General features: G+C 73.7%; 18 protein-coding genes. 14 read left to right on the top strand and 4 right to left on the bottom strand.

All coding sequences use genetic code 11. The features are described 5' to 3' along the window. The first annotated feature begins 465 nt into the window (after positions 1-465). On the top strand, positions 466-2,016 hold the full coding sequence (locus tag AB0G14_RS20705) for a TROVE domain-containing protein (protein WP_357699680.1): 1,551 nt from the start codon (positions 466-468) through the stop codon (positions 2,014-2,016). A 211-nt stretch (positions 2,017-2,227) separates the two neighbouring features. Here AB0G14_RS20705 and AB0G14_RS20700 read toward each other — a convergent pair whose 3' ends face one another. The 3 genes from AB0G14_RS20700 to AB0G14_RS20690 all read right to left on the bottom strand — a co-directional run bounded on the left by AB0G14_RS20700 (position 2,228) and on the right by AB0G14_RS20690 (position 8,043). Then, positions 2,228-4,393: a peptidase domain-containing ABC transporter gene (locus AB0G14_RS20700; RefSeq protein WP_357699678.1), complete on the bottom strand. Its 2,166-nt coding sequence runs from the start codon at positions 4,391-4,393 to the stop codon at positions 2,228-2,230. After that, positions 4,390-7,755 (bottom strand): type 2 lanthipeptide synthetase LanM family protein, encoded by a 3,366-nt coding sequence (locus tag AB0G14_RS20695; protein WP_357699676.1) that lies wholly within the window; start codon positions 7,753-7,755, stop codon positions 4,390-4,392. Before AB0G14_RS20695 ends, AB0G14_RS20700 begins: the two co-directional genes overlap by 4 nt. Before the next feature lie 111 nt (positions 7,756-7,866). Beyond that, complete coding sequence (locus tag AB0G14_RS20690; protein WP_176737180.1) at positions 7,867-8,043, bottom strand: hypothetical protein; 177 nt, start codon at positions 8,041-8,043, stop codon at positions 7,867-7,869. A 333-nt stretch (positions 8,044-8,376) separates the two neighbouring features. On the opposite strand from AB0G14_RS20690, the gene AB0G14_RS20685 reads away from it, so the two are divergent. The 3 genes from AB0G14_RS20685 to AB0G14_RS20675 all read left to right on the top strand — a co-directional run bounded on the left by AB0G14_RS20685 (position 8,377) and on the right by AB0G14_RS20675 (position 12,382). Continuing rightward, positions 8,377-8,625, top strand: coding sequence for a mersacidin/lichenicidin family type 2 lantibiotic (locus AB0G14_RS20685; RefSeq protein ID WP_350706123.1), 249 nt, complete (start codon positions 8,377-8,379; stop codon positions 8,623-8,625). Beyond that, positions 8,625-8,873: a mersacidin/lichenicidin family type 2 lantibiotic gene (locus tag AB0G14_RS20680; protein WP_357699673.1), complete on the top strand. Its 249-nt coding sequence runs from the start codon at positions 8,625-8,627 to the stop codon at positions 8,871-8,873. Before AB0G14_RS20685 ends, AB0G14_RS20680 begins: the two co-directional genes overlap by 1 nt. A 152-nt stretch (positions 8,874-9,025) precedes the next feature. Beyond that, entirely contained in the window at positions 9,026-12,382 is a 3,357-nt protein-coding gene (locus tag AB0G14_RS20675; protein WP_357699671.1) for a type 2 lanthipeptide synthetase LanM family protein, read from the top strand. A gap of 79 nt (positions 12,383-12,461) precedes the next feature. Here the strand turns inward: AB0G14_RS20675 and AB0G14_RS20670 are convergent, their stop codons facing one another. After that, positions 12,462-13,268 carry an AfsR/SARP family transcriptional regulator gene (locus tag AB0G14_RS20670; RefSeq protein ID WP_357699669.1) on the bottom strand — a complete coding sequence of 269 codons (807 nt, stop codon included), beginning with the start codon at positions 13,266-13,268 and terminating at the stop codon, positions 12,462-12,464. A gap of 328 nt (positions 13,269-13,596) precedes the next feature. On the opposite strand from AB0G14_RS20670, the gene AB0G14_RS20665 reads away from it, so the two are divergent. The 10 genes from AB0G14_RS20665 (at position 13,597) to AB0G14_RS20620 (ending at position 26,327) form a co-directional block, all read left to right on the top strand. Continuing rightward, positions 13,597-14,589 carry a hypothetical protein gene (locus tag AB0G14_RS20665; RefSeq protein WP_357699667.1) on the top strand — a complete coding sequence of 331 codons (993 nt, stop codon included), beginning with the start codon at positions 13,597-13,599 and terminating at the stop codon, positions 14,587-14,589. Between the two features lie 163 nt (positions 14,590-14,752). Beyond that, positions 14,753-16,090 carry an SWIM zinc finger family protein gene (locus AB0G14_RS20660; protein WP_357699665.1) on the top strand — a complete coding sequence of 446 codons (1,338 nt, stop codon included), beginning with the start codon at positions 14,753-14,755 and terminating at the stop codon, positions 16,088-16,090. Beyond that, positions 16,087-18,753 (top strand): DUF6493 family protein, encoded by a 2,667-nt coding sequence (locus AB0G14_RS20655; protein WP_357699663.1) that lies wholly within the window; start codon positions 16,087-16,089, stop codon positions 18,751-18,753. Before AB0G14_RS20660 ends, AB0G14_RS20655 begins: the two co-directional genes overlap by 4 nt. 328 nt (positions 18,754-19,081) lie before the next feature. Further along, positions 19,082-19,651: a sigma-70 family RNA polymerase sigma factor gene (locus AB0G14_RS20650; RefSeq protein WP_357699661.1), complete on the top strand. Its 570-nt coding sequence runs from the start codon at positions 19,082-19,084 to the stop codon at positions 19,649-19,651. Positions 19,652-19,740: 89 nt separating this feature from the next. After that, entirely contained in the window at positions 19,741-20,517 is a 777-nt protein-coding gene (locus AB0G14_RS20645; protein WP_357699659.1) for a zf-HC2 domain-containing protein, read from the top strand. A 94-nt stretch (positions 20,518-20,611) separates the two neighbouring features. Continuing rightward, entirely contained in the window at positions 20,612-21,214 is a 603-nt protein-coding gene (locus tag AB0G14_RS20640) for a copper chaperone PCu(A)C (RefSeq protein ID WP_357699657.1), read from the top strand. Further along, on the top strand, positions 21,211-22,440 hold the full coding sequence (locus AB0G14_RS20635) for a Dyp-type peroxidase (protein WP_357699655.1): 1,230 nt from the start codon (positions 21,211-21,213) through the stop codon (positions 22,438-22,440). The genes AB0G14_RS20640 and AB0G14_RS20635 overlap by 4 nt, the downstream gene beginning before the upstream one ends. A 29-nt stretch (positions 22,441-22,469) precedes the next feature. Then, positions 22,470-23,066, top strand: coding sequence for a copper resistance CopC family protein (locus AB0G14_RS20630; RefSeq protein WP_357699653.1), 597 nt, complete (start codon positions 22,470-22,472; stop codon positions 23,064-23,066). 229 nt (positions 23,067-23,295) lie between these two features. Then, on the top strand, positions 23,296-25,281 hold the full coding sequence (locus AB0G14_RS20625) for a cytochrome c oxidase assembly protein (protein ID WP_357699723.1): 1,986 nt from the start codon (positions 23,296-23,298) through the stop codon (positions 25,279-25,281). Positions 25,282-25,832: 551 nt separating this feature from the next. Beyond that, on the top strand, positions 25,833-26,327 hold the full coding sequence (locus AB0G14_RS20620; protein WP_357699651.1) for a winged helix-turn-helix domain-containing protein: 495 nt from the start codon (positions 25,833-25,835) through the stop codon (positions 26,325-26,327). Positions 26,328-26,464: the final 137 nt, after the last annotated feature.

The following is a 26,464-nucleotide window of genomic DNA, read 5'->3' as shown; positions in this document are numbered from 1 at the left end:
GACGACGGATACTTCTAATCTATGGGTCGGGGGTTCGAGTCCCCTCCAGCCGTTGTGCTGGTAGCTCAGTTGGCAGAGCAATAGGGCACTCCGTCGTCGACCTTCTGGTCTCGGGTACGCGGCGCGACCGTTCCTGCCACACCATCGCGGAACGGCAAACTCCGTTGCCCGGCCACCGATGCCGCCGCTACGGTCGGGTCCGCACTTCCCGGTGCGAAGGTGACGGTTACATCTGGAGGGGCTAACGCCCCGGCGAAGGGCGCATCCGTCGCCGGCTCCGATCTCGGGAGGCGCGACCACACCACACCCGGTGCGCAGGCGACGGTTACTTCACGGATCCGCAGGTTGGGGGTTCGAGTCCCCCCACGCCTTCGGGCGGGTAGCTCAATCGGACAGAGCGGCGGACAAGTCCGTCGCCGATTCTGGTCTCGGGTGTGCGTGTGGCCGCGTCCTCCCGTACGAAACATGGGGGACGTGATGGCCAAGTTCAACCTCAAGCTGCGCAAGAACCGGCACGAAGACGACGAACTCGTCACGGCCGAGGGCGCCCCGGGTTTCGCCCGCGAGCCGCGCACGGAACTGTTCCTGCTCGGCGTGTCGAACATGGTCGGCGAGGACACCTTCTACGAGGGCGCCGCCGACCGGGATGCCCGGTTCCGTGAGCTGGTCGCCGCCGTCGCCGTCGCCGACCCCGACTGGTTCGCCCGCTTCGTGCCGTGGCTGCGCACCGGCGCGATGCTGCGTTCGGCGGCTGTCGTGGCCGCCCTCGAAGGCGCCCGCGCGCAGGTGGCGGCCGGCATTCCCGGATCGCGGTCCATCGTGGACTCGGCGTTGCAGCGCGCGGACGAGCCGGGCGAGGCCCTCGCCTACTGGCTGGGTCGCCACGGCCGGGCGCTGCCGAAGCCGGTCAAGCGGGGCATCGCGGACGCGGCGGTGCGGCTGTACCACGAGCGGAGTCTGCTCAAGTACGACTCCGACCGCAACGCGGTCCGGTTCGGTGACGTCGTCGACCTGACCCACCCGACCGCGCGGGACGAGCGGCAGGGTGACCTGTTCCGGCACGCGCTGGACCGGCGGCACCAGCGGGACAACCCGCTGCCGGCGTCGCTGACCGTACTGGCGGCGCGGGCCGAGCTCATGGCGTTGCCGGTCGAGCGGCGTCAGGAGATCACCGACCCGGCGGTGCTGGGCGCGGCCGGCATGACGTGGGAGGCCCTCGCCGGCTGGCGGCAGACGGCGATGGACGCCCCGGCCTGGGAGGCGATCATCCCGACGATGGGTTACCTGGCGCTGCTGCGCAACCTGCGCAACTTCGACCAGGCCGGCGTCAGCGACGCCGTCGCCGAGACGGTGGCGGCCAAGCTGTCCGACCCGGGCGAGGTCGCCAGGTCGCGGGTGCTGCCGATGCGTTTCCTGTCGGCCTACAACGCGGCACCGAGCCTGCGGTGGGGGTACCCGCTGGAGAAGGCGTTGCAGCACGCGCTGGCGAACGTGCCCGCCCTGGACGGGCGGACGCTGGTCCTGATCGACACGTCGGGCTCGATGAACAGCGCCTTCAGCAAGGACGGCACGCTGCGCTGCTGGGACGCGGCCACCGTGTTCGGCCTGGCGCTGGCCGCCCGCGCGCAGGACGCGACGGTCGTGTCCTTCTCCCACGACACCCGGGTGTTCCCGGCCGTCGCGGGCGAGTCGGTGCTGGCGGCGGTGCGCCGGTTCAAGGACGGCGGCTACTTCTACGGCGGCGGGACCGAGACCGAGAAGGCGGTGCGTCGGCACTACGCCGGGCACGACCGGGTGGTCATCCTCACCGACGAGCAGGCGCACTGGCACCGTTCGGTGGACGTGACGGCCGCGGTGCCCGGGCAGGTGCCGGTGTACACCTGGAACCTGGCCGGATACCGGGTCGGGCACGCCCCGACGGCCGGGAACCGGCACGCGTTCGGCGGCCTGTCCGACGCGGCGTTCGCGATGATCCCGCTCATCGAGGCGGGATCCCGCGAGCAGTGGCCCTTCTGATTCGCGCCACGGCGTCGGCCTCCCACCGGGAGGCCGACGCCGCCGCGGTCTGCCGCGGTGCGGCGACCTGCCGCCAGCCGGCCGGTGACTCCCGGCCGGCCGGCCGGGTCGAGCACCGCCCCAGGTCGTTCACGACCATCTCGTACCCGTGGCGTCCCACAGCGCTCCGCGGCGGTGGCGGACCGCCCGCCGTCGAGCAGGGGACCTTCGACTAGCCCCCGGCTGTCGCACGCTCCGTCGACCGACCCGTCTGCCGCCGCGCCAGCTCGGCGTACCGGCCGTCCAATGTCATCAGCTCCTCGTGGGTGCCGCGCTCGACGATCTCGCCCTGATGCAGCACGACGATCTGGTCGGCGTCGCTGACCGTGCTGATCCGGTGTGCGATCACGATCCGGGTGCAGCCGAGCGCCGACAGTTCGGCCGCGATCGCCGCCTCGGTCAGGGTGTCCAGGTGGCTGGTCGCCTCGTCGAGCAGGAGCACGTTCGTCCTGGCCAGCAACGCCCGGGCGATCGCCAGCCGCTGCCGCTGGCCGCCGGAGAGCGCGCCGCCGCCCTCACCGACGCCGGTGCTCAGGCCCATCGGCATGCGCTCCAGGTCCGGCAGGAACTGCACCTTGCGCAACGCCTCGCGTAGCTCGTCGTCGCAGACGTCGAGCCGGCCGAGCGTCAGGTTGTCGCGGATGGAACCGCCGAAGATGTACGGGAACTGGGTGACCACGCCGAAGCGCTGGCGTAGCGGCTCCAGGTCGTAGTCGTCGAGGGGCCGCCCGTCCACCAGGACGCCTCCGGCGCTCGCCCGCAGCAGCCCGGTGAGCAGCCGCACCAGGGTGGTCTTGCCGGAGCCGGTGGACCCGACGACCGCCACCTTCGACCCGGCCGCGACCCGCAGGTCGATGTTCTTGAGCACCAGCGGTGTGCCGAGGTCGTACCGGAAGTCGACCCCGCGCAGCTCGATCTCGCCGCGCAGCTCGACCGGCTGGTGGGCCTGCGGGCGCGCCGGTTCCGGTTCCTCGTTCAGCACGTCGTAGATGCGCTCCAGGTGGGACCCGATCGTCTGGAGGTAACGCAACGCACCCATCACCTGCCCGACGGGAGCCAGCAGCAGACCGGCGACGACGTTCAGGCCGAGCATCGTGCCGAGCGACATTCGGCCGGCGACCACCTGGACGATGCCGAACAGGAGGAGCACCAGCGGCGCGGCGACCTGGAACATCCCCATCGCCGACTCGTTGACGAGGTCCAGCCGCCGACGCTCGAACCCGGCCCGCACCGACACGGTGAACCGGTCGGCCCACCGGCGCAACGCCCAGTTGGACAGCCCGGAACTCTTCAGGAACTCCGCCCCGGCCAGCGCGTCGATCGCGCTGCTCTGTGCCTTCGCGTCGGCGGCCAACTCGCGCTGGGCACGCTCGTGGACCAGCCGGATGGTGCTCAGCACGATGCCGAACTGGGCGACCGCCAGGACCGCGACCACCGCGGCGTACGCCGGGCTCAGCGCCACCAGCAGGGCGGTGTAGACGAAGACGAAGACGGTGTCGAGCAGGAGCGTGGCCAGTTGCGAGGTCAACATGTCCCGCACCGCCATGTTGCTGCTCAGCCGGCCCATCAGGTCGCCCGCGCCGCGGGTCTGGAAGTACGCGTACGGCAGCCGCATCAGGTGGCTCATGAAACGCTCACCCAGTGTGCCGTCGAGCCGACGTTGGAGCACCAGCAGCGCCAGCCCCCGGGAGAGGGTGGCGAGGGTGTGCGTCGTGATGTACGCGCCCACGCCGAGGGCGAAGAGGGACAGGGTGTCCGCCCGCTGCCCGATGAGGACGTCCACGCCGTATTTCGTCGCCCAGGCGGAGGCGAGCCCGAGCACCTGCACCACGGCCGAGAGCGCCACGGCCAACACCATGAGCAGCGGCGCCAGCCGGACCAGGTCGCGGAGGAACCGCAGGGCGAGGTGGTCGCGGATCGGGCGGCGCCGACGCCGCATCGACTCTTCCGGCGTGAACTCCAGCACGGTGCCGGAGAACTCCGCGAAGAACTCCTCGTGCGTCAGCCGCCGCCGGCCGTGTCCGGGATCCACCATCCGGATCCGGCGCGGCCCGACCTTCTCCAGCACCGTGAAGTGGTCCTCGCCCCAGTGTGCGATGGCGGGCAGGCGGACGCTGGCCAGCCCGGCCTGGTTCACCCGCAGTCCCCGTGCGGCCAGCCCGTACTCGCGGGCCACCTCGAGGATGCGGCGGGCGCTGGTGCCGTCGCGTCCCACCCCGAAGTGGGCGCGCAGCTCCCGGACCTCGGTGGCGCGTCCCAGCCCGCCGAGCACCATGGCCAGGCAGCTCGGCCCGCACTCGGTGCTGCTCATCTGCACGATCACCGGTACGCGGGTCACGCTTCCTCCTCCGCGACGGCACGGGCGGCGGCAGTGGCCGGGCCAGGTGGTTGGCGGTCGCGGGGCGCCGCGCCGACCGGCGGGGCCAGCAGCAGGACGTTCGGCGTGCGGTCGGGCCGAGCGGCCCGCAGCAGCCCGTAGCCGATGCCGGCGGTGCCCATCAGCAGTCCCGGCACGTGCATCCCCTGCGGTACGCCGCAGAGCTCCTCGCCGGCGAGCACCGTCTCGGCGACCGCGCGCGTCGCCCTGCGCGCCGTCGCGACGAGAGTTCCGTCGCCGGTGGCCAGGCCGGCGGTGAGCAGGGCTTCCGCCAGGCCGAGGTCGCCGTGGCACAGGCAGTCGTTGCCCGTGCCGGTGAGCAGCTCGTCCGAGGTGAGGCTGCGCCGCACCGAGGTGACCGCCGCGTCGAGGTCGGCGCGCACCTCGGGGATGGGCACGGTGCCGAGCATGGCCGCGCGGGCCAGCGCGACGCCGGCCGCACCATGGCACCACGCGTTCATGAACGTGCCCGGCGGGGTGACGTCGCGGTGATCGGGCCAGTTGCCCGCGGCGGCGTCGTACTGGAGGTGCTCGTACCGCACGGCACGCTCGGCCGCGTCGAGGTAGCGCTGCTCGCCCGTCACCCGGGCGATCTCGGCGAGTGCGTAGGCGATGCCGGACACCCCGTGCGAGAAGCCGAGCAGCGGCGATCGCGCGGGGATCGCGGACGGCCACGCCAACCCGGGGTCGTGGGCCGAGGCGGTGGCGAGCAGGTGGTCGCCCGCCGCCCGTAGCGCCACCGACGTCCGCTCGTCCGGATCGACCGAGTGCAGGGCGCGCAGCGCGAGCGCCGCCCCGGCGGTGCCCGCGACCACGTCGAGGTGGCGGTCGCCGTCGAACCGCCGGAGCAGTTCCGGGACGAGCCGACGTGCTTGGTCCAGCAGCGGTCGCGCTCGCCACAGCGTGCCGAGCTGGGTCAGCGCGTGGACGTAGCCGCCCAGTTCGCTGAAGCCCCCGATGCCGAGCAGGTCACGGTCGGTCTCCGGCCAGTCGAGCAGGGCGTCGACGTGTCCGCTGAGCATCGCGGCGATCGCCTCGGCCGCGGACCGGAACCGCGCCAGGCCGGTCTGCTCGCCGAGTTGGCCGAGGAACACCGCGATCCCGGACAGCCCGCTGTAGCTCTCGAACGCCGTGGGTACGACGCTCCAGTGCCGGTCGGTGACGAGCGCGAGGGTCAGCCACACCGGCCGCGCCGGGTCGCCGAGCGCGGTCTCGAGGAGTCGGTCGCCCAGGCGGACGGCGGCGCGTTCGGCGAGCGCCTGGTCGATCTCCTCGGCCGGCGCCACACGCGTCCGGGGTGCGACGGTCTCCTGGCCGTCGCCGAGTTGCAGCGCGGCCAGCGACGCCGACACGGCCCAGCTCTGTTGGCGCAGGTCGGCGGCGGACAGCCCGGCGATCCGGTCCCGGACGAGGTCCAGTCCGCGGTGCGGGAAGAAGTCGCGTACGACGAGGCCCCGGTCGTCGTACAGGTCCCGGGAGTCGGGCCGGGTCCGGAAGAACGGGATGTCGCGCCGGGCGAGCTGCCGGATCTCACTGGCGGCGACGGCCCGGTCAGCGACCAGCTCGGGGTGGCGGGTGGCGAGGACCTCGAACAGGCACTCCCGGTCCAGGGCGTCGCCCAGCACCACCGGGTGCCAGGACTCGCCGAGGATGCGGCCGTACACCATGGTGGGCAGCACGATGAACCGGATCTCGTCCGCGGCGAACGCGGCAACCGGCCCGTCGGGTGCGGCCAGTTCGTCACGGTGCGCGAGCAGCAGCCGGTAGCAGGCTTCGAAACCGGCGACCAGGTCGGCCTTGTACCGGGCGGGGTCCGCCGCGGTGCCGGCGACCGTGGGCAGGTTGTGCCCGCCGGGCATCTCCATGCGGGCCCGGGTCCGCCGCATCTGGTCGGTGCCGGTGTCCTGCCACCGCGGCACCTTCATCGGGCTCAGTTCTCCTCGTCCGCCGGCCATCCCGGACAGCTCGGTGGTCACCACCGCGTCGCCGTCCTGCTGGATCAGTCGCTGCGGCAGCAGGCCGATCGACAGCACGGACGCCTCGATGCGGTGCATCGCCTCGGCGGGCAGCACCAGCGGCCGGGTGTCGGTGGTCGGCCGAGCCTGCTGGAAGATCGCTTCCAGGTCGACGATCACCGGGTGCTCGCCGGCGGCGATGACGTTCTCCAGGTGGATGTCCGAGGCGCGCAGCAGGTACAGCAGGCTCAGGTAGGCGCCCTGGCGCCAGTAGAAGCGGCGCAGCCCCTCCTCGTCGGCGCAGCTCTCGGGGTAGACGAACTCGACCCAGCCGTACCCCGCCCGCTCCACGATGGTCAGCCGACGCAGTGGGCGGGCCATCCCCTTGGCGTTGAGCCAGTCGACCAGGGCGTAGAAGTGCGACTCGACGGCGAGCGGGCGCGGCTTGTAGACCACCTTGCCGCCGCCGGCGAAGGTGAGGATCGCGACGCTCCGCCCGCCGCGGTGCGTGTCGCCGGCACCGGTCTGCACCTCCATCAGATCGTCGAGCGAGGTGGCGGTCAGGCCGAACTCCGCGCGCAGCGCCGGCAGATCGGCCAGCACGCGCCGGGCCAGCTCGCTCCGTACCGTCAGCCACGTCTCCATCTCGTCGACGAGCTCCCGGGTGAGCGTCGGATACTCGGCGAGGATCCGCAGGGCGTACGCGGGCTGGCGAAGCTGCCGGCCGAAGTCGCCGAACCGTGCGGCCGGCGTGTCACCGGAGAGTGTCCCCGCGCTGCGTGCGCGCTGCAGGTGGACCGCGAGCACCGGACTGATCATCGCCAGGTGGACCTCGTGGTTCGGCCGCAGCAACGGATGGTGCGGCGGAACCTCACCCCGGTGACCGAGGTCGCGGGCGAGCCGGCGCACCTCCTCGTGCAACCGCTGCTGATACCGGTGCGACAACGGGTGCACCAGCGCGAGCAGGTCGGCGGTCGGTCCCAGGTCGGCCGTCGGGCCGGCGTCGAACGCGGGCAGATCGGCGGGATCGGTGGACCACGCCTGGGCCACGCTCGTCAGCCACGACGGTGGCTGCGGCACCCGGTCGCGCAGGCTGTCGGAGGACTCGCCGAGGAGCAGCCCCAACTCCTCCTCGCCGAGGCCCGCCTCGTGCCACCGGGCGAGGTTCGGCTCCAGTCCGCCCGTGGCGGCCCGGACGGTCCGCCAGGCGTCGAGCCGGCGCGCGCCCCGGCTGCGGGCGGCCTCGGTGTCGGGCACCGGCACACGCCGCCGTTCCTCCAGGGACAGGGCAGCCCACCAGGCTGGTCGGTCGAACACGTCGCTGCCGAGGTCGGCGCGATCGCTCGTTGCGGTGTTGCGTGGGGCCATCACGTCTCTCCGTTGCGGCTCGTCACGATGGAACGGTTCCGGGTGGGCGGAGACGGCGGGCGTCTCCGCCCACCCGGTGACGCGATCGGAGTGCCGATCGCCGTCGCGGGATCAGCAGCAGCCGACGCTGAAGATGCCGCAGGTGCCACAGATGCTGTGCTTGAAGGTGGAGATCGTGACCGTGATGGTGAAGCACACCGCGCTGCTACCACCGTTGATCTCCTGGTCGAGGTCGGTCAGGTCCAGCTGACCGATCGGGTCCTCGACGAGTTCCGGTCGTTCCGTCATTTCTGTCACCTCCCCTCGTCAGATCGCGAACCGTCGCTGTTCTGGCCGAGCGGAATGAGCGTTTCAGACGCCGGTTGTTTTCCGGTCGACGCTCGGTTCGCTGCCGATTCAGTCGCGGTAGAACCGGTCGCCGCCGCCCTTGACCGGTGAGCCGGCGGCGTCCAGTGTGGTTTCTGCCGCCATCGGGCGGCACCGGTTCCTGGCCGAGCCGAGTTTCCGATTCCGTCGCCTGTTCTGACCGCGGGCTCAGCGCCGCCCGCCGCAGTTGCCGCACCCGTCATCAGGGGTGGATCGGCAGGCGTGGCGACACTTCTTCTATCGATCGGAGAAATCATGGAAACTGCCGCGAGGGCGTGGAAGGACCCGGTTTTCCGGGCCACTCTCGACGACAGCGAACTCGCCATGCTGCCGGCCCACCCGGTCGGCCGGGTCGAGTTGGGTGAGATGGTCACGGACGGGACCCGGGGCGCCGGCACCGAGTCCACCGCGACGATGGGCTGCTGCAACGGGGAGCCCTACACCTTCCGCACCTGCCTCACCTGCTACCCGCTGTGGACCTGCCGCACCTGCTGGGGATGCTGATGAGCAACACGGTTGTGCGCGCATGGAAGGACCCCGCCTTCCGCACCACGCTCGACGACGCCGACATCGCCCTCCTGCCGGAGAGCCCGGTGGGCGCCGTCGGTGGCCTGGACGCGGATCTGGCGGACATCTTCGGCGGTGACCGGGCATTCACCTTCTACACCTGCTTCACCTGCCAGTGGGGCAGCCTCGGCTGCACCAACACCTGCTGGATCATGACGGCCGGATGCACGTCGGGAAGCTGCTGACAGCGGGCGACAAGCCGCATTCCGGTACCGACGACTGACCGATTTCCACGCAGGCCGGGGTGGGCATCGTGGTGACGATGTCCACCCCGGGCCGGAGGGCCGGGCCACGACAGCCGCGGCCGCCCCGGACGCGCATACATGAGGGCGGAGACATGTTCGACGAGATTCTTCAGACGCCGAACTGGTGGCGTGGCCTGACCCGGTCCGAACGGGCCGGAGGCACGCCGTCAATCACGGAGGAGCAACACGACTACGGTCGCCGCCGGCGGGACGCCTGGCGTGGCGGCCACATCCTGCGCGGCACCGACATCTCGCTCGACCGGTGGGAACGACTCGGGCTGGCCGAGGACGGGATCGTCGAACTGCTGGCCGAACCGGCCGAGTCGCTCGCCGCCAGGATCCCCGACCGGCCGGCCTGGCTGGGCGTGATCGCCGAGGCGTGGCGGCGGTTCGGGTCGACGCGCCTCGACGACCTCGCCGGTGGCGGCCCGGCGACCGAATGCGATCACGACGACCACGACCACGGGCCCGACCAGGCCGGGAACGTGGTGTTCCTGAACCTGATCGCGCCGTTGCTGGCGTGGAGCCAGGAGGAGTTGGGCAGCCGGGTGGCCCGGCTGGCGACCCGGCACGGCCACGACGACACCCTGCCGGCGGACCACTCGCTGCTGCAACCGCCGCTCGACCGACTCCTGCAAATGATCATCTCCGTCATGATCCTCGAGGTGAACGTGGCCCGGGTGGAGGGCCGGCTGGCCGGGGCGACACCGGCCGAGCGGATGTCGTCGTTCATCGCGCAGATCCGTACGCCCGAGACGGCGCTCGGCATCCTGGCCGAGTACCCGGTGCTCGCCCGGGAACTGGTCACCTGCCTGCGCACCACCGTCGACGTCCGGGCCCGGTTCGCCGAACGGCTCCTCGCCGACCTGCCCGAGCTGCGGCAGACCTTCGGAGGGGCCTGGCACGGACTGGCCGACCTGGCCCGGGTGAGCTTCGGCGCCGGGGACACCCACCGCGGCGGCCAGACCGTCGCGATCCTCACCTTCACCGACGGCCGCAGGCTGGTGTACAAGCCGCGCAGCCTCAGCGTGGAGGTCCACTTCAACCAGGTCCTCGACTGGCTCAACACCCACGGGCTCCGCCACCCGCTGCGGCCGCTGCTCGTCCTCGACCGGGGCGAGTACGGCTGGGTGGAGCACGTCGACGTCGCGTCGTGCGAGAACGAGGAGCAGGTGGACCGCTTCTTCTGGCGGCAGGGCGCGTTCCTGGCGCTGTTCCACGCCCTCTGCGGCTCGGACCTGCACCTGGAGAACGTCATCGCAGCCGGGGAGCACCCCGTCCCCGTGGACCTGGAGGCGATCTTCCAGGTGCTGCCCCGGGTCACCGGGGCGCAGCTGGCGCCGCTCACCTTCGGCGAGGCGCCCCGCGTGGTGCGGGACTCGGTGCTCCGGGTCGGCCTCCTGCCCGAGCGCATCATCACCGCCGACGACGAGGGCATCTACGACGCGGAGGTGAGCGGCCTGGCCGGCTCCGGCGGCCAACTCTCACCCGCCCGCCTGCCCACCTTCGTCGCCGGCGGCACCGACGAGGTGCGGGTCGTGCGGGACCGCCGGGAGATGCCGGAGACGCAGAACCGCGTACGGCTGGACGGCCGGCCCGTCAACGCGCTGGCCCACACCGACGCCCTCGCCGCCGGCTTCACCGACTGCTACCGCATCATCGCCGCCCACCGCGACGACCTGCTCGCCGCCGGCGGACCGATCGCCCGGTTCCGCGACGACGAGGTCCGGTTCATCCCCCGCCCCACGATGACGTACGGCCGGGTCCAGTCGGAATCCTGGCACCCGGACCTGCTGCGCGACTCGCTCGACCGGGAGATCTTCCACGAGGTGCTCTCCTCCGCGTTCGTCGACCTGCCGGACCGCGACGTGCTGTTCGGCAGCGAACATCGACAGCTCGCCGACCAGGACATCCCGGCGTTCCACACCACCCCCGGCTCGACGGACCTCTACGACGCGCAGGGGGTGGTGGCCCACGACTTCCTGGAAACCAGCGGATTGGCGGCCGTGCGGGCGCGGATCGGCGCGATGTCCGAGGAGGACCTGCGGCGACAGCTCTGGTGCATCCGCGCCTCCATGTCCGGGCTCACGGTGGGTACGCCCCACGCCGAGCGGGTCGACTCCAGGCCGCTGCCGGAGGAACCGATCGACGCCGATCTCGCCGTGCGAGCCGCCCGGTCGATCGCGGACCTGCTGCTCGACGCCGCCCTGGCCGCCGACAACGAGGCGCCGTCGTGGCTGTCGGTGAACTTCATCGGCGACCGGTACTGGAAGGTCGGCCACGCCGGCATCGACCTGTACAGCGGGGTCGCCGGAGTCGCCCTGTTCCTCGGCCAGCTCGGCGCGGTCACCGGCGACGCCCGGTTCCGCCGGCCCGCCGAACAGCTCGCCGCCCAGCTCGCCGAGGTGACCCGCCAACTCGCCGCCAGCCCGGACCGGGGGGCCGGGCTGCCGATCGGCGGCTTCAGCGAGCTGGGCGGCCTCGTCTACGTACTGGGCCAGCTCGCCGAGGTGTTGCGGGCGCCCACGCTCGTCGACGCCGCCCGGCAGGCCGCGGCGCTGTGCCAGGAGCGGTTCGCCGAGGACAAGGTGCTCGACGTGATCAGCGGCACCGCCGGGGCGGCGCTGGCGATCCTCGCCCTGCACGACGCCCATCCCGACGAGCAGACCCTCGACGCCCTCAAGGCGGCCGGTAGGACGATCGCCGACCGGGCGATCGACGTGCCCGGCGGGACGGGATGGCAGGTCGAGTACGAGAACGCGCCGGCGCTGCTCGGGTTCTCCCACGGCGCCAGCGGCATCGGGTACGCACTGGCCCGGATCGCCCAGCTCACCGGCGACGACCAGCTCGCCGAGGTGTGCGGGCGGGCGTTGCGCTTCGAGCGGCACCACCTGTCGCCGGAACACCGGAACTGGCCCGACCTGCGGGTGATCAGTGGTCCGGGCGCCTTCATGAACGCCTGGTGCCACGGCGCCGCCGGGATCGGACTGGCACGCGCAGCGATGCTGCGACTGCCCGTGCTGGCTCCCTGGCACGACCTGATCCGCGAGGACCTGCACATCGCGACCGGCAAGGTCCGCGACGACCTGGTCGTCGACGGGCGGTACACGGGCATCGGCAACGACTCCATCTGCCACGGGGACCTCGGGTTGGTCGAGACCCTGCTGGCGGCCAGTTCGGCACTCGACGAGCCGGACGGTGCGGCGCTGGGTCTGCGGTGCGCGCGGGCGATCGCCGAGCAGGTCCTCGCCGGTGCGCCCCGGGCCGGGGTCCCGGAGCAGGTCAGCACGCCCGGGTTGCTGATGGGGCTCGCCGGCATCGGCTACGGCCTGCTCCGGGTGGCGATGCCGCACCGGGTGGCGAACGTCCTGCTGCTGGACGCCCCGGGGCACGGCGGTGATCCGGGCCGGCCGGCCGGGCGAGGGCACCACGTGGTGGTGGCCGCCTGAGCGTCGCGCCCCCGTCGGGACGGGGCGATCCGGGGTGTCGGGAGGCGGCACCCGGATCGCCCCGTCGTTCACCTGCCGGTCAGGAATCGGTGGGCACGGCGAGCGGGCGCAGCAGCGACAGGTCCACGTCCTCCCCGAGCAGGATCGTCCGTTCCAGCCGCTGGATCTCGGCCCCGGGGTCGATGCCCAGCTCCTCCCTGAGCAGGCAGCGCAGGTGCCGGGCGACGCTGAGGGCGTCCGCCCGCCGGCCGGTCTCGTAGAGCGCGGTCATCAGCAGCTCCCGGAAGCGTTCCCGCAGCGGGTACGCGACGACCAGGCATTCCAGCTCCGGTATCAGGACGTCGTGCCGGCCGCAGGCCAGACCCGCGCGCAACCACAGCTCGGTCGCGGCGAGCCGGCGCTCGGTCATCCGGATCCGCTCGGCCGCGACCGCGGGGGCGTTCCCGACGTCCGCCATGGCCGTTCCGCGCCACAGCGCCATCGCCTGGCCGAAGTGCGCCATCGCCTCCTCGTACGCCGCCGTCGCGAGCGCCCGTCGGCCGTCCGCGCAGAGCGCGTCGAACCGGTCCACGTCCAGCTCGCCCGGGGACACCCGCAACTCGTACCCGGCGGGTCGCGTCCGCAGGACTTCGCCGGCGGGGTCGTCCAGGCTCCGGCGGAGTCGGTGGACGTACTGTTGCACCAGCTTGCGTTGGCTGCCCGGCGCCTCCTCCGGCCACAGCTGCCGCACCAACTCGTCGCAGGGCACGACGTGGTTCGACCGGACCAGCAGGACCGCGAGCAGCGTGCGCCACTTGTCCTGTCGAAAGTCCTGCCAGGTGCCGTCGGCCGACCTCGTCTGTACGGGACCGAGTATCCGGTATCGGATCGATTCGGGCAGGGCCACGCTTCCGCCTCCCACATCAGTGCGACATCCGTCTCGTTCACCGGGTCACCGCTCTCCGCCGTGCCTGAGCGGCGACGGGCGCACGAGCGGTGCCCGGACCGGCCGGACCGGGAGCGGTCTGCCGGGTCCTCCGCCGCCGTGCGCTCCTGCCGCGGCGGCGAGGTCCCCTCAGCCTCGGGGGGACCGGTGTGTCCGGCAAGGACAGTCGCCTGTCCCGGTCACGGCCGACATGTCCGGCCTGGTCAGCGCGGTACCTCGGACCTGTCCGGACAGCTCACCGCCCGAACCCGGCCCCCGCCGATCGAGTTGTGGCGATAGCCTGTGGGCCATGTCGGTCGGAGTTTCGGGGGACGAACGACCGGATGAGGCTGCCACCGTCGCTGAGCTCGTCGCGCTCATGGCACGGCTCAAGCAGCGGTCCGGGTGCACGTACCGGCAGCTAGAACAACGGGCCGTCGCGGGCGGCGAAGCGCTGCCGCGCAGCACCATCGCCGACGTCCTGCGCCGGCCGGCGCTACCGCGCGCCGAGGTCCTCGCCGCGTTCGTCCGCGCCTGCGGAGGCGACCAGGAGGAGGTGGACGTCTGGCTACGGGCACGGGATCGACTGGGCACCGCGACCGAGCCCGCGGCACCGCCCCCGGACGCACCCGACCCGGGCGACGTCCCGGACGCACCCGATCCGGGTGACGCCCCACCGGTCCGACGCAGGTGGCCAAGGCTGCGCCCTGCCTTCGCCCTGCTGGCTGCCGCCGGCCTGGCGATCCCGCTTGCGGTGTGGGCGACGGACCAGCGTGACCAGCCCGACCGTCAGCCGGAGCGGCCCGTCGTCTCCGGCAGCCTGGACCTGCCCGAAGGCGGGGCGTGGGCGCAGATCCATCCGGTCGGCTCGCCCACCTTGTGCCTCTCCGAGGGGCGTGAGCACACCGGCCGGTACCAGAGCCAGGTCGCGACCCTGCAACGTTGCGACAAGCCCGGCCTGCCCCGCACCCGTCTCGAACCCGTCCGCGACAACCTCGTCCACATCCAGTGGGATCATCCTCAGTTCGGCATCGGCTGCCTCACCGTCCTGAAGTCACCACCGGCCCAGGACATGCTCGAACCCTGGACGGACTGCAGCGCCAGCAGGAAGGAACAACTGTTCGCCGCCGAGAGGGTCGACGCGCCGGTCCCGGGCGGCTACCGGCTGCGGCCGGCGGCCAGCGGGCTGTGCATCGGCATCCGGCACGACGCCCGCACGCCCATCGGCGCGGAGGCGATGCAGGGGCCGTGCACCGGCGGGGCCCACCAGGAGTTCCTCATCGAGCTGACCCCGGCGTCCTGACTCGGGTCGGGCGTCGCACGTCCAGCGGTCCCTGGCCCGCCTCCTTGGTCCGGAGGCCACGACCCGGACCGGTGCCACCGCGCGGAGGCCGCACGGGTCCGGATCGCAGCCGACGGGAAACGAGCCTGGTTCCTGTCGGTGGGGTCCTCTACCGTCCGCGGACGTGAACGCAGTGCAGACGTACCGGTATCTGGGGTCCTCCGCGTTGGGACAGGATGGACTCGCCCTGCAGACGAGTGGGGGGCCCGCGCCGAACCCGCGGTTCTTCACCGGCTTCCTCACCACCCCGCACGCGGCGGCCGTCGGCCTGCTGGCGGTCGCGGAGGTGGCCCGGACCCGGTACCACCGGCCGGTCAGCCCGGCGAGCCTCGACCCCGTGGTCACCGGCAGTCGGGACCGGCTCCGGTTCGAGTCCTTCTCCGGCTGCTGCGGGGTCTACGCCCGCCTCGACGCCCTGCCCGACGGCCTGGACGGCGACGTGGTGGAGCACGGCACCACCAACGTCGACGTCAACAACCCGCTGCGGGAGGCCCTGGCCCGGGTCGGCGGCCTCGACCCGCTGCACCTGTCGGTCGGCCCGGAGGACCTGACCGTCTCCACCATGGACGGCGCGGTGGTGGAGAAGAAGGTTCCGCTGCCGGTGCGTTGGCTGCGCGGCTTCGCCGAGGTGCAGGTGCTGGCCGCGAGGTTCGAGCCCCGGGCGGAGGTTCCGGCGGCCGAGGCGGCGGCGTTCCTGCGCCGGCTGCCCACGACCGCCGACCGGTCGGTGCTCTGGGTGGTGCCGGCCGGGCGGTCGCTGCGGCTGACCTCCCGGCCCGTGCCCGGCGCGGTCTGCCTGGCCGGGGCGAGCCGGCTGGCCGCCCTGCGCCCGATGCTGCGGTTCGCCCGGACCCTGCGGGTGTACGGGCCGACCGTCGCGGCCGGGTCGGCACCCGTGCCGAGCACCTGGGAGCTGGACACGGGCGCGCTGCGCCTCTCCCTGACCCTCTCCCCCGAGCCGTACCGCGGATTCTCCGGCGAAGGCGCGGCGCTCACCGCGCTGGCCGGGGACGAGGTCGTCGACGACGCCGACCTGGTCGCCGCCCTGCTCTCCTGGGACCCGGCCATCGACGTGGATCGGCTGGCGGCGGAGGCCGGGATCGACGCGGCACGGGTCCGGGGCGCGCTGGCGCAGCTCGGCACCGCCGGGCGGGTCGGATACGACGTCTCCGAGGCCGCGTACTTCCACCGGGTGATGCCGTACGACGCGGGCCGCGCGGAGCGGGACAATCCGCGTCTGGTCGGCGCCCGGGCACTGCTCGACGCCGGGGCGGTCGAGTGGGACGGGACGTCCGCCACGATCCGCAGCGGCGACCAGGTGTACCGGGTCCGCCGGCTGCCGGACGGCGGGTTCACCTGCACCTGCCCCTGGTGGGCGAAGCACCGGGGGCAGCGGGGACCGTGCCGGCACGCGCTGGCCACCCGGATGCTGACCACCGACCAGGTCGAGGAGCGGGTGTGAGCCGGGCCCAGCAGACGCTGCTGATGAAGAGCACCGTACGGCGGCGTCGGGAGCTGGCCGCCGGCGGGACCAGCGATTTGTTCGACCTGGTCCAGAACGGCTCCGCCACGCTGGTCGCGGACGCCCTGGCCGGCTTGCCCGAGCAGCGCCGCAGGGAGATCGGCGTCGAGCTGACCGCCTGGTTCAAGGAGCGGAACCGGTCGACCTGGTGGCCGGTCGGGTCGGGCACCGCCCTGGCGGTCGCCGTGGTGGGCTGCCTGCCCAGCGCGGCACAGGCGGCGGCGATCCTCGCCCGCAACTCGGTCAACCCGGACGGCGAGCGGGCCGCCGCCCTGCTGTCCGGCGTCGCCGAGGAGCGCGGCATCACCTGGCTGGGCGACCTGGCGCACCGGCTGGCCGTGAAGGTCAACCAGCAGACGTGGGTCGAGCGGTGGCGGTTCGTCGCCGCGCTCCTGCGTGCGGAGGGGGTCACCCCGCCGACCGACGACCGGTTCGTGGAGCTGTGGCTGGGCGCGGTGGAGCTGCCGGACCGGCGCCGCTCCGGGCCGCCGGCCCCCCTGGTGGACCGGTTGCGCGGCGACCCGTTCCTGGCCGCCATGCTGCCCCGCCTGTTCGAGGTGGACGGCCTCGGCTCGCGGATGATGTTCGACGAGGTCGCCACGACCTGGGAGGAGCGGGAGCGGCACGTCCTGCCGACCGCGCTGGCGCGGCTCGCCGCCGAGGGGGTCGTCGACCGGACGATGCTCATCGACGGCTCACTCGGCCGGCTGCTGCGCGGCGACCGGGCGGCGGCGCTGCGCGCCTTCACCACCCTGCTCCACGAGCTGACCCCGACCACCGCCGAGGTCGCCGCCCGGGCCACCGACTACCTCCGCCTGCTCACCGACGCGCCGGCTCCGGTCGCCACGATGGCGCAGAAGGCGTTGCGGGATCTGCCCGACCTGGAGGTCGAGGCGGTGCTCGACGCCTCGCGTGAGGTGCTGCTGCGGCCGGACAAGACGCTCGTACGGGCGCAACTGGCCTGGCTGGACCGGTTGGCCCGCCAACACCGGAGCCGGGCGGTGGAGATCGCCGAGGTGATCGGGGTGGCGCTCGGGCATCCCGCCGTCGAGCTGCGCGACCGGGCGAGCACGCTGGCCGCCCGGCACGGTCACGACCCGGCGACGGTCGGGACCGGCCCGGCGGTCACCCGGCCGCGCGGGGACGATCTTCCCCCGCCCGCGCCGCCCGCGCCGGCACCCGACCCGATCACCGACGTGGACGAACTGGCCGAGGAGGTCGCCGCCCTGCTCGGCACGCCGTCGCACGGCGCACCGCTGGACCGGATCCTCGACGGGCTGGTCCGGCTCACCACGACCGAGGGTCCACGGGTGCACGCCGCCCTCGCCCCCGTCGTCGACCGCCGCCACTGGTCGTGGGGCAACGAGCACCGCTACGACCCGCTCTGCCTCTGCGAGGTGCTGGTCGACCTGCTCCACACCGCCGGCTCCACCGAGCAGCAGCCCCGGCGCCGCAGCCGGTGGGCGGCGCTGCTGGCCGCCGTACGCCGGACCGACCGGACGCCGTCGGCGCCGGAGCTGGCCACCACCGATCCCCGGGTGCCCCCGCCCCACCGGCTGCTGCGGGCCCGGCTCGCCGAGATCGGCGCGCACGTCGACGAGCCGGGACAGCCCGGTCTGCTGGCCGCCCCCACCTCCGCCAACGGCCTGCTCGACCCGCTGGCGCTGGTGGAGCGGCTCGCGGCGTGGGGCGACCGGACGCCCTGGTACTGGGACCTGACCCAGGCCCTGCTGCGCCTGCCCGCCGGCGCCGACGACGCGGTGGCGAACAAGGCGGCGGCGCTGGGCACGCCGGCCGGGGAGCGGCTCGCCGCCTGGCTGCGCGGCGGCGGACTGCCGCAGCCGGTCATGCGGGCCACCACCGTCACCCGCCGACCCCGCAAGGCCGGCTACGACTGGGAGTTCGACCAGCTGGCGCCGGAGCGGATCCTGGTCGAGCTGCGCCCGCCCGACGGGTACGACGACCGGTACGGCCTGCTGACCGCCGACCCGGCGCCGATCGGGGTCGAGTACTCCGGCTGGGTGAAAATGTGGCCGTCGATCCTGCCGGGGCACCGGGGGGTGGTCGCCGCGTACACCCTCCCGTTGGTGGCCGGCGCGGCGGACATGGATCAGCGCGACGGCGCCGTGGTGCTGCCGCTACTCGCCGAGAGCAGCGGCACCGGCGGGGTGGCCCTCGATCTCGCCCTGGCCTACGGTCTCGGGGCCCGGCACGGCGCGGACCGGGTCGCCGCCCTGGACGCCCTGCTCGGGCTCGCCGGGGCGGGGCAGTTCGACGCCGGCGGGGCGGGTGAGCAGCTCGGCCGGCTGGTCGCCCGGCAGTTGGTGAAGCTGACCCGGGTGGTGGAGCCGCTGCGGGACGCCGCCCTGGCCGGGGCGCCGCTGACCGTGTGGCGGCTGGTCGCCGCCGCGTTGCCGGCGGTACTCGCCGCGCCCAGGCCGCCGCGCGGCCTGCCCGACCTGCTGACCCTGGCGACGGAGACGGCCACCGCGACCGGTGTCCGGATCGAGGTGCCCGGCCTGGGCGAGGTCGCCGGCCAGGGCGCCTCGTCCCGCCTGGTCACCGAGGCCCGGCGCCTGCACCGCGCGCTCACCGCGGCCTGACACCTGTCGATGGTCCGGCGGGTCTGCGATCCGCCGGACCATCCCCGGCGTCGCCCGGGGCGGCTCTACATCCTCGCCACCCTGGTCGAGCTCACCGCCCGGGGCGACGGGACGCCGATCCGACGCGGCCCTCGCGTCCCCGCCCGGCGCGGCGGCGGCGTCACGCCGAGGGCCTCTCGGCCTGGTTGATCCGATCCGGTCTGGCGAACTACCGCAGGGAGAGATACGTCGCATCGCCCGCGATACGGTACCGTCCCGGTTACTACTACGACTTGTCGTGACCGCCGTGGGGGTGTCCTTCCTCCGGTGGGCTGACGGGAGGTGCCGGATGGCCGACGACGCGGAGATCACCGCGTGGGCGCTGGCCGCCGGCCGGGGTGACCGGGACGCCGCCGCCCGGTTCGTCCGGGCGACGCAGCAGCAGGTCCGGCGCTTCCTCGCCGTGCTGGTCTCCCCCGCGGAGGCGGACGACCTCGCGCAGGAGACCTTCCTGCGGGCGGTGCGGTCGTTGCGGTCGTTCGCGGGGCGGTCGTCGGCGCGGACGTGGCTGCTCGCGATCGCCCGCAGGGTCGCCGTCGACCACATCCGGACCGCCACGTCCCGTCCGCGGACCGTGCCGCTGACCGACGGGCATGACACCGCTGACGCGTCGCGGAGCGCGTTCGACCGGCAGGTGGTGCTGGAGCAGCTGGTCACGGCGCTGCCGGCGGACCGGCGCGAGGCGTTCGTCGCCACCCAGGTGCTCGGCCTGTCCTACGCCGAGACGGCGGAGGTCTGCGGTTGCCCCGTCGGCACGATCCGCTCCCGGGTGGCCCGGGCCCGGGAGGACCTCGTGGCCGCCATGGACGGCGGCGGCCGGTCGGCGGCCGCGCGGCCGGGCGAGAACGCGGCCGGCTGAGCGGGCCGCACCCCGGTTGAGCAGGGCCGCAGCGGCGGCCGGCGAAAATCGTCGGGAACCGACGGCAGCATCGGAACGACTACCCGTGCATGGGGTGTGAGCAGTGGCGTGAGGTGCTGTCGGCGCAGCTGGACGGGGAGGAGTCCCCCGCCGAGCGGACGGCGGCCGAGGCGCACCTGGCCGGGTGCGGCGGCTGCCGGACGTGGTTAGACCAGGCCGCGGCGGTGACCCGGCGGGCGCGGCTGTCGGTCATGGTCGCCGGTGACGACCTCACGGACGTCGTCCTCGACGCGCTGCCCGAGGTGCCGCCGCGACGGCGGCGAGGGCGGGCCGTGCTCGGTCTGCGGCAGCGGGCCGTGCTCAGCCTGCGGGCGGTGCTGGGGCTGATCGGGGTGCTGCAGCTGGTGTTGGGCCTGGCACAGATCGGGCGGGGCGTCGCCGGCCCACACGCGCATCCGGCAGCCGACGGGCTGGCGGCGGGGCATCTGTGGCACGAGTCGGCGGCCTGGAACGTCGCGGTCGGCGCCGGGTTCCTCTTCGTCGCGGCCCGGCGCACTCCCCCGACGGGGCTGGTGCCGATGTTGAGCGCGTTCGTCGGCATGCTGGTGCTGCTGTCGGTCAACGACCTGGCGACGGGGCGGGTGGACAGCACCCGGCTGGTCAGCCACGGTTTCCTGCTCGTGGGCTACGCGCTCGTCGTCGCGCTGTCCCGCCCCGGTCTGCGCCCCGACGGCCCGGTACGGCGCAACCGCACCGACGAGCCTCGTTGGCACCTGCCCGCCGAGGAGCAGCCCGAATCGCCGGGGCTGCGGCTGCTGCCGCCGTACCCCGGTTCCGCCCGCGTCCCCGACCGTCGGGCGGCCTGATCAATTTCGGACAGGATCGGCTCCCGGCCGGAACTTTTCCGACCACCGGGCCGACCAACCGAACGTCGCGTCACCGTTCGAAGGGACCTGCCCGATGCTCCGCACCATGCTCGCCGGCTCGCGTCGCCGACCGGCCGTACTCCTCGCCTGCGTCGCCCTCCTGCTCGGCGGGGCGGTCGGCTGCGGATCCTCCGACGGCTCGTCGGCCGCCGCGACCAGCCCGTCACCGTCGGCCACGGCGAGCGCGGCGGGTGTGCTCGGCGTCCGCGACCCGTGGGTCAAGGCAGCCGACACGGGAATGACCGCGGCGTTCGGCAGCCTGGTCAACGACGGCGACACCGACGTCACGATCACCGCTGCCGCCACCGACGTGTCGCCGATGGAACTGCACGAGATGGCCATGCGGGACGGCCAGATGGTCATGCGGGCCAAGCAGGGCGGCATCGTGGTCAAGGCCAGGAGCACGCACGTGCTGGAGCCCGGTGGCGACCACCTGATGCTGATGGCCCTCAGGCGGCCGGTGCGGGCCGGCGACCAGGTGAGCTTCACGCTGACCTTCGCCGACGGCCGGACCCAGACGTTCACCGCGGTGGCCAAGCCGTTCACCGGTGCGCAGGAGAGCTACGCCCCCGGCCACGGCGAACCCGCGCCGGGCACGAGCGGCAAGCCCGCGACGACCACCAGCCCGGCGTCGTGACCGGGGTGCCCACCGCCCGCCCGGTGAGCAGGCGCGGCCTGCTCACCGGCGGCGCCCTGGCCGCCGGGGGCACCCTGGCCGGCGCCGCCGCCGTCACCGCCACCCGTTCCGACCCGGGGGCACGGCCCGTCGAGGCGTTGCCCGTGGCCGAGGTCGGTGGGGCGGTCGAGCCGTTCCACGGGCCCCGGCAGGCCGGCGTCGCCACCGAGCCGCAGGCACACGCGTCGTTCGTGGCGTTCACCCTGAGGCCCGGCACCGACCGGGCGGCGCTGGGCCGGATGCTTCGGCTGCTCACCGACGACGCGGCCCGCCTCACCCAGGGGCGGCCCGCGCTGGCCGACACCGAGCCGGAACTCGGGCTCCTGCCCGCCCGGCTGACCGTCACCTTCGGCTTCGGCCCCGGTCTCTACGCCGCCGCTGGCCTCGCGGACCGGCGGCCGGCGTCGGTGGCCGCCCTGCCCTCGTTCCGCGTCGACCGGCTCCAGCCACGCTGGTCGGGCGGGGACCTGCTACTGCAGATCTGCGCCGACGACCCGGTCACCGTCGCCCACGCCCAACGGCTCCTGGTCAAGGACAGCCGGCCGTTCGCCGCCGTCCGGTGGGTGCAGCAGGGCTTCCGGCGGGGCGCCGGCGTCGAACCCGGCGGGCGTACCCAGCGCAACCTCTTCGGCCAACTCGACGGCACCGCCAACCCCAGGCCGGGTGGGCCGCTGGAGACCGCCGTGTGGGTGCCCGACGGGCCAGCGTGGCTGCGCGACAGCAGCACCCTGGTCGTCCGCCGGATCAGCATGAACCTGGAGACCTGGGACCTGCTCGGCCGCGCCGACCGGGAACTCGCCGTCGGCCGCCGCCTCGACACCGGCGCCCCGTTGACCGGCGCCGCCGAACACGACGTGCCCGACTTCGCCGCCACCGGCCCCGACGGGCTCGCCGTCATCCCCGACTTCTCCCACCTGACCCGCGCCCACGTCGGCGAGAACCGGCTGAAGATCCTCCGCCGCCCCTACAACTACGACGGGGTACCCACCGCCGCCGGCACCGCCGACAGCGGATTGATCTTCGCCTCCTACCAGGCCGACATCGCCCGCCAGTTCCTCCCCATCCAGCGGCGCCTCGCCGAACGGGACCTGCTCAACGAGTGGACCACCCCGATCGGCTCCGCCGTCTTCGCCGTCCCGCCCGGCTGCCCCGACGGCGGCTGGATCGGCCAACAACTGCTCGGCTGACCACCACCCCACCAGGAGAAGCACCAGAGATGCCCACCCGATTCCGCCGCCCGACCGCAACCGGTCTCGTCACCGCCGCGCTGGCCGCCGCCGCGCTGCTGCTCGTGCCGGCCGCTCCCGCCGCCGCGCACAACACGCTGCAGTCCGCCAGCCCCGCCAAGGAGGCCCGGCTGGCCACGGCGCCGACCCAGGTCAGGCTGACGTTCATGCAGAAGCTCGATCCGGCCTTCACCACCATCGCACTGACCGACGCCGCCCGGGCGAAGGTCGCCACCGGCGAGCCCGTCGTCACCGGAACGACGGGGACGGTGACGATCGACCGACCGTTGGCCAACGGCACCTACACCGTCGCCTACCGGGTCGTCTCCGCCGACGGGCACCCCGTGCAGGGCTCGTACCGGTTCACCGTCGCGGACCCCTCGGCGAGCGCCAGCCCGCAGGTGACCGCAGCGAGCAGCGCCGCACCGGCCGCCGGCCCGGCCACCCCGTCGGCCGGCCCCGCCGCCTCCGCGAGCGGCTCCGGCGGGGGGCCGGGCACCGCGACGCTGGTGGTGGCCGCCGGGGTCCTGGCCGCCGTCATCGGCGGTGCCGCCGTGCTGTGGCGTCGTCGCCGCGCCGGCGCCTGACGCACGCCCAGCCGACCGGAAAGGTCGACGCCCCATCGGCGGCCCCGCCGGGCAGCCCCACCGGGCGACCACCGCCCTCCCCACCAGCAAGGGAACCGACGTGCCAGACACCATCTCCCACCCGGCCCCCGTCCCGGACGCCGGGCGCGCGGCCGCGGATGCCGGCCCCACCGCAGGGGCGACCGCCCGCGGGGTACGGCCGGCGGCCAGCGGTCGCGGCGGGTGGCTCGTGCCGGTGGCGGCCGTGGCGTCGGCGGTGGCCGTGCTCCTGCTCGGCCTGCGCGCCGGCGGCGCGCTCACCGCCGCGATCCCCGGCCTGCCCGATCCCGGGCCGGTGACGGCGTGGGCGCTGCCCGTGGTCCGGCTGCTCGCCGACGGCCTCGCCACCCTGACGGTGGGGATGGTGGTGACGGCCGCGTTCCTGCTGCCCGGTGACGGTCCTAGCGTGTCCCCGCACGGCTGGCTGCTGCTGCGCCGCGCCGGCACGGCGGCCGCGGGCTGGGCCGTGGCCGCATCCACACTGATCGTGCTGACGGTCTCGGACCTGCTCGGCGTCCCCGTGGACGGGCTCAGCCTCGCCACCGTGGTCAGCTTCGCCTCCTCGATCTCCCAGGGCCAGGCGCTGCTGGTGCAGGCGGGGCTCGCCCTGACGGCGGCGGTGCTGGCCCGGGCGGGGGTGTCGCGCGGGCTCGCCGCCGTGGTGGCGTTGGTCGCCCTGGTCGCGGTGCTGCCGCCGGCGTTCACCGGGCACGCCGCCGGGGCGGGCAACCACCAGATCGCGGTGACCAGCCTCGCCCTGCACGTGCTGGCCGCCGCGCTGTGGGCCGGCGGGCTGGCGGCGCTGCTGATGATCCGTCGCAGCCGGCAACTCGCCGACACCGCCGGCCGGTACAGCCGCCTCGCCCTGGGCTGCTTCGCGGCCGTCGCGGTGAGCGGATCGGCCAACGCCGCCGTGCGCCTCGGCTCCGTGGCGGAGCTGTGGCAGTCCCGCTACGGCTGGTTGGTCCTCGGCAAGCTCGTCGCGCTGGCGATCCTGGGCGTCCTCGGCGCCCTGCACCGGTCGCGGACCCTGCCGGCCCTGCGCGCGGGCCGCCCCGGCGCGTTCGGTCAGCTGGCCGCCGGCGAACTGGTCGTGTTCGCCGCCACCGTCGGGCTGTCGGTGGCGTTGTCCCGCAGCCCCGCACCGGTGTCCGGGGACCCGCTCGACGCCGATCCGATCACCGAGCTGCTCGGCTTTCCGATGCCCGCCGCGCCGACCCCGGCGCTCCTGGTGGGCCAGCCGCTGCCGGACATGTTCTTCCTGACCCTCACCGCCGCCGGGGTCGGCTGCTACCTGGCCGGCGTGTGGCGGCTGCACCGGGCCGGGCACCGCTGGCCGGTCAGCCGCACCGCGAGCTGGTTGGCCGGCATGCTGCTGCTGGCCGCGATCACCGACCTGGGCGTGGCCCGCTACGCGTACGTGCTGTTCAGCGCTCACATGGTGCAACACATGGTGCTGTCGATGCTGGTGCCGATCCTGCTCGTCGGCGGCGCCCCGGTCACCCTCGCCCTCCGCGCCCTGCGCCGGCCCACGGACCCGCAGGTCCGCGGCGCCCGGGAGTGGCTGCTGATGGTGCTGCACAGCCGACCGGCGAAGCTGCTCACCCATCCCGTGGTCGCGTTGGGCATCTACGCCGGCAGCCTCTTCGGCCTGTACTTCAGCGACCTGCTGGGCATGCTGATGCGGTCCCACGTCGGCCACCTGGCCATGCTCATCCACTACGTGGCCGCCGGGTACCTGCTGTTCTGGGTGCTCATCGGGGTCGACCCCGGCCGGCCGAGGCTCGCCCCTCCCCTGCTGGTGATCCTCCACCTGGCCGCGATGATGGCCCACGGCTTCTTCGGCCTCGTCCTGATGCAGAGCACCACCCTCATCGCCCCGGACTGGTACTCCGCCGTCCACCCCGCGTGGGCGTCCTCCCTACTCGACGACCAGAAGCTGGGCGCGGGGATCGCCTGGGCCTTCGGGGAGGTACCGGCCGCGTTCGTCATGATCGTGCTGGTGCGCCAGTGGATCCGCGCCGACCGGCGCGAGCAGGGCCGCCTCGACCGGGCGGCCGACCGGGCCGAGGCCACCGGCGAGGAGGACGACCTCGCCCGGTACAACGCCTTCCTCGCCGCCGCCCGGCGCGCCGAAACCGGCTCGCAGGACGGTCGCGACCCCGCGCGTCCGTGACCGGGCAGGCGGCCGGGCGGCCCGCCCAGGCCTGTCAGGCGCGGCAATGTCATTGTGATACCGGAATTGTCCGTGAAGCATTTCAGGACGCCGCCAATGTGTGCGGCGACGCGACACGGACCCGTGCCGAAATACCGTCGGTCCATGACCGTAATTAGCACACGCGTGTTTCAGCAGGGTGTCGGCTGGAGCGGAAACGACCACGCCGCATACGAGACATCGGCTGCCGCGACGCCCGAGCCGTCCGGGCGCGTCCCGTAACGAGCGGCGGGCTCGACACGGCGGCCGGTACGCAGGCGTCACGGGAGCCCTCGCCCGGTCGCCGGCCGGAGCGCCCATGTCCGAAAGATCGGTCAACCCACCACGAAAGGCCCCGCCGCTTCCGTCGGCGCCGTAAACCACCCATTTACGGACGCCAAAATGTAACCACCTTTGACCGAAGCGGGACGACATCATGCCAGGGTCACAAACCGATTGATCGGCGTCGTATAGTAACTGTCCCGGAACGGGTGGGGAGCCGGAAGGGGTGGGGCATGAGGGGGATCCCGGCCGTGTCCTTGGTCATCGGAATCGCTTCCTCGCCGGCCGAACGCCGGCAGCTCGCGCGACTGCTCGGCGGGACGGAGGCGTTTCTGATCGTCTCGAGCGTCGACCAGGCACGGGAGTTCCTCGACCTGGTGGAGACCCCGCCGCCAGGGGCAGTGGCCCCAGCCGTCCAGACCGTGGTCGCGGCGGCCGCCGGCGGCACCACTGTGCCGCCACCCGACCTCAGCGTCGATTCCGACCGGCGGGTGCTGCGCTGGCAGGACCGCGAGATCGAGCTGACCCGCCTGGAGCACGATCTCCTGCTGTGCCTGGTGGGCGCGCCCGGGCAGGTCTGGACGTACGAGCGGCTGCACCTCAAGGTCTGGGGCAACGAGCACCTCGGCCGCGGCTCCGACATGCATTCGGTCGTGCGGAGGGTGCGGCGCAAGCTGGCCGGGCTGAACGCCTCGGCGACGATCCACGCCGTCCGCGGGGTCGGCTTCCGCCTCGCCCCGGCCTGACCACGATCCGCCGCCGCCGAGCGAGCCCGGAGACGCTGCCGGGCGGCGCCACGCACCGCTCGCAGCCCTCGGAACGCGTACCGCTAGCAGCCCTCGGACGCGCACTCCTGTGGGCGTCGTGGTCACCGCGATGGCCG

The organism is Micromonospora sp. NPDC023814, assembly GCF_040639595.1.
In the GTDB taxonomy this organism is placed as follows: Bacteria; Actinomycetota; Actinomycetes; order Mycobacteriales; family Micromonosporaceae; genus Micromonospora.
This window is presented reverse-complemented; position numbering and strand designations above follow the sequence as displayed.

Bases quoted from the DNA above. Each gene is read 5' to 3' on its own strand.
- AB0G14_RS20705 (WP_357699680.1), top strand. From the start codon at position 466: ATGGGGGACGTGATGGCCAAGTTCAACCTCAAGCTGCGCAAGAACCGG.
- AB0G14_RS20695 (WP_357699676.1), bottom strand. From the start codon at position 7,755: ATGGCCCCACGCAACACCGCAACGAGCGATCGCGCCGACCTCGGCAGC.
- AB0G14_RS20690 (WP_176737180.1), bottom strand. From the start codon at position 8,043: ATGACGGAACGACCGGAACTCGTCGAGGACCCGATCGGTCAGCTGGAC.
- AB0G14_RS20685 (WP_350706123.1), top strand. From the start codon at position 8,377: ATGGAAACTGCCGCGAGGGCGTGGAAGGACCCGGTTTTCCGGGCCACT.
- AB0G14_RS20680 (WP_357699673.1), top strand. From the start codon at position 8,625: ATGAGCAACACGGTTGTGCGCGCATGGAAGGACCCCGCCTTCCGCACC.
- AB0G14_RS20675 (WP_357699671.1), top strand. From the start codon at position 9,026: ATGTTCGACGAGATTCTTCAGACGCCGAACTGGTGGCGTGGCCTGACC.
- AB0G14_RS20665 (WP_357699667.1), top strand. From the start codon at position 13,597: ATGTCGGTCGGAGTTTCGGGGGACGAACGACCGGATGAGGCTGCCACC.
- AB0G14_RS20650 (WP_357699661.1), top strand. From the start codon at position 19,082: ATGGCCGACGACGCGGAGATCACCGCGTGGGCGCTGGCCGCCGGCCGG.
- AB0G14_RS20645 (WP_357699659.1), top strand. From the start codon at position 19,741: ATGGGGTGTGAGCAGTGGCGTGAGGTGCTGTCGGCGCAGCTGGACGGG.
- AB0G14_RS20640 (WP_357699657.1), top strand. From the start codon at position 20,612: ATGCTCCGCACCATGCTCGCCGGCTCGCGTCGCCGACCGGCCGTACTC.
- AB0G14_RS20630 (WP_357699653.1), top strand. From the start codon at position 22,470: ATGCCCACCCGATTCCGCCGCCCGACCGCAACCGGTCTCGTCACCGCC.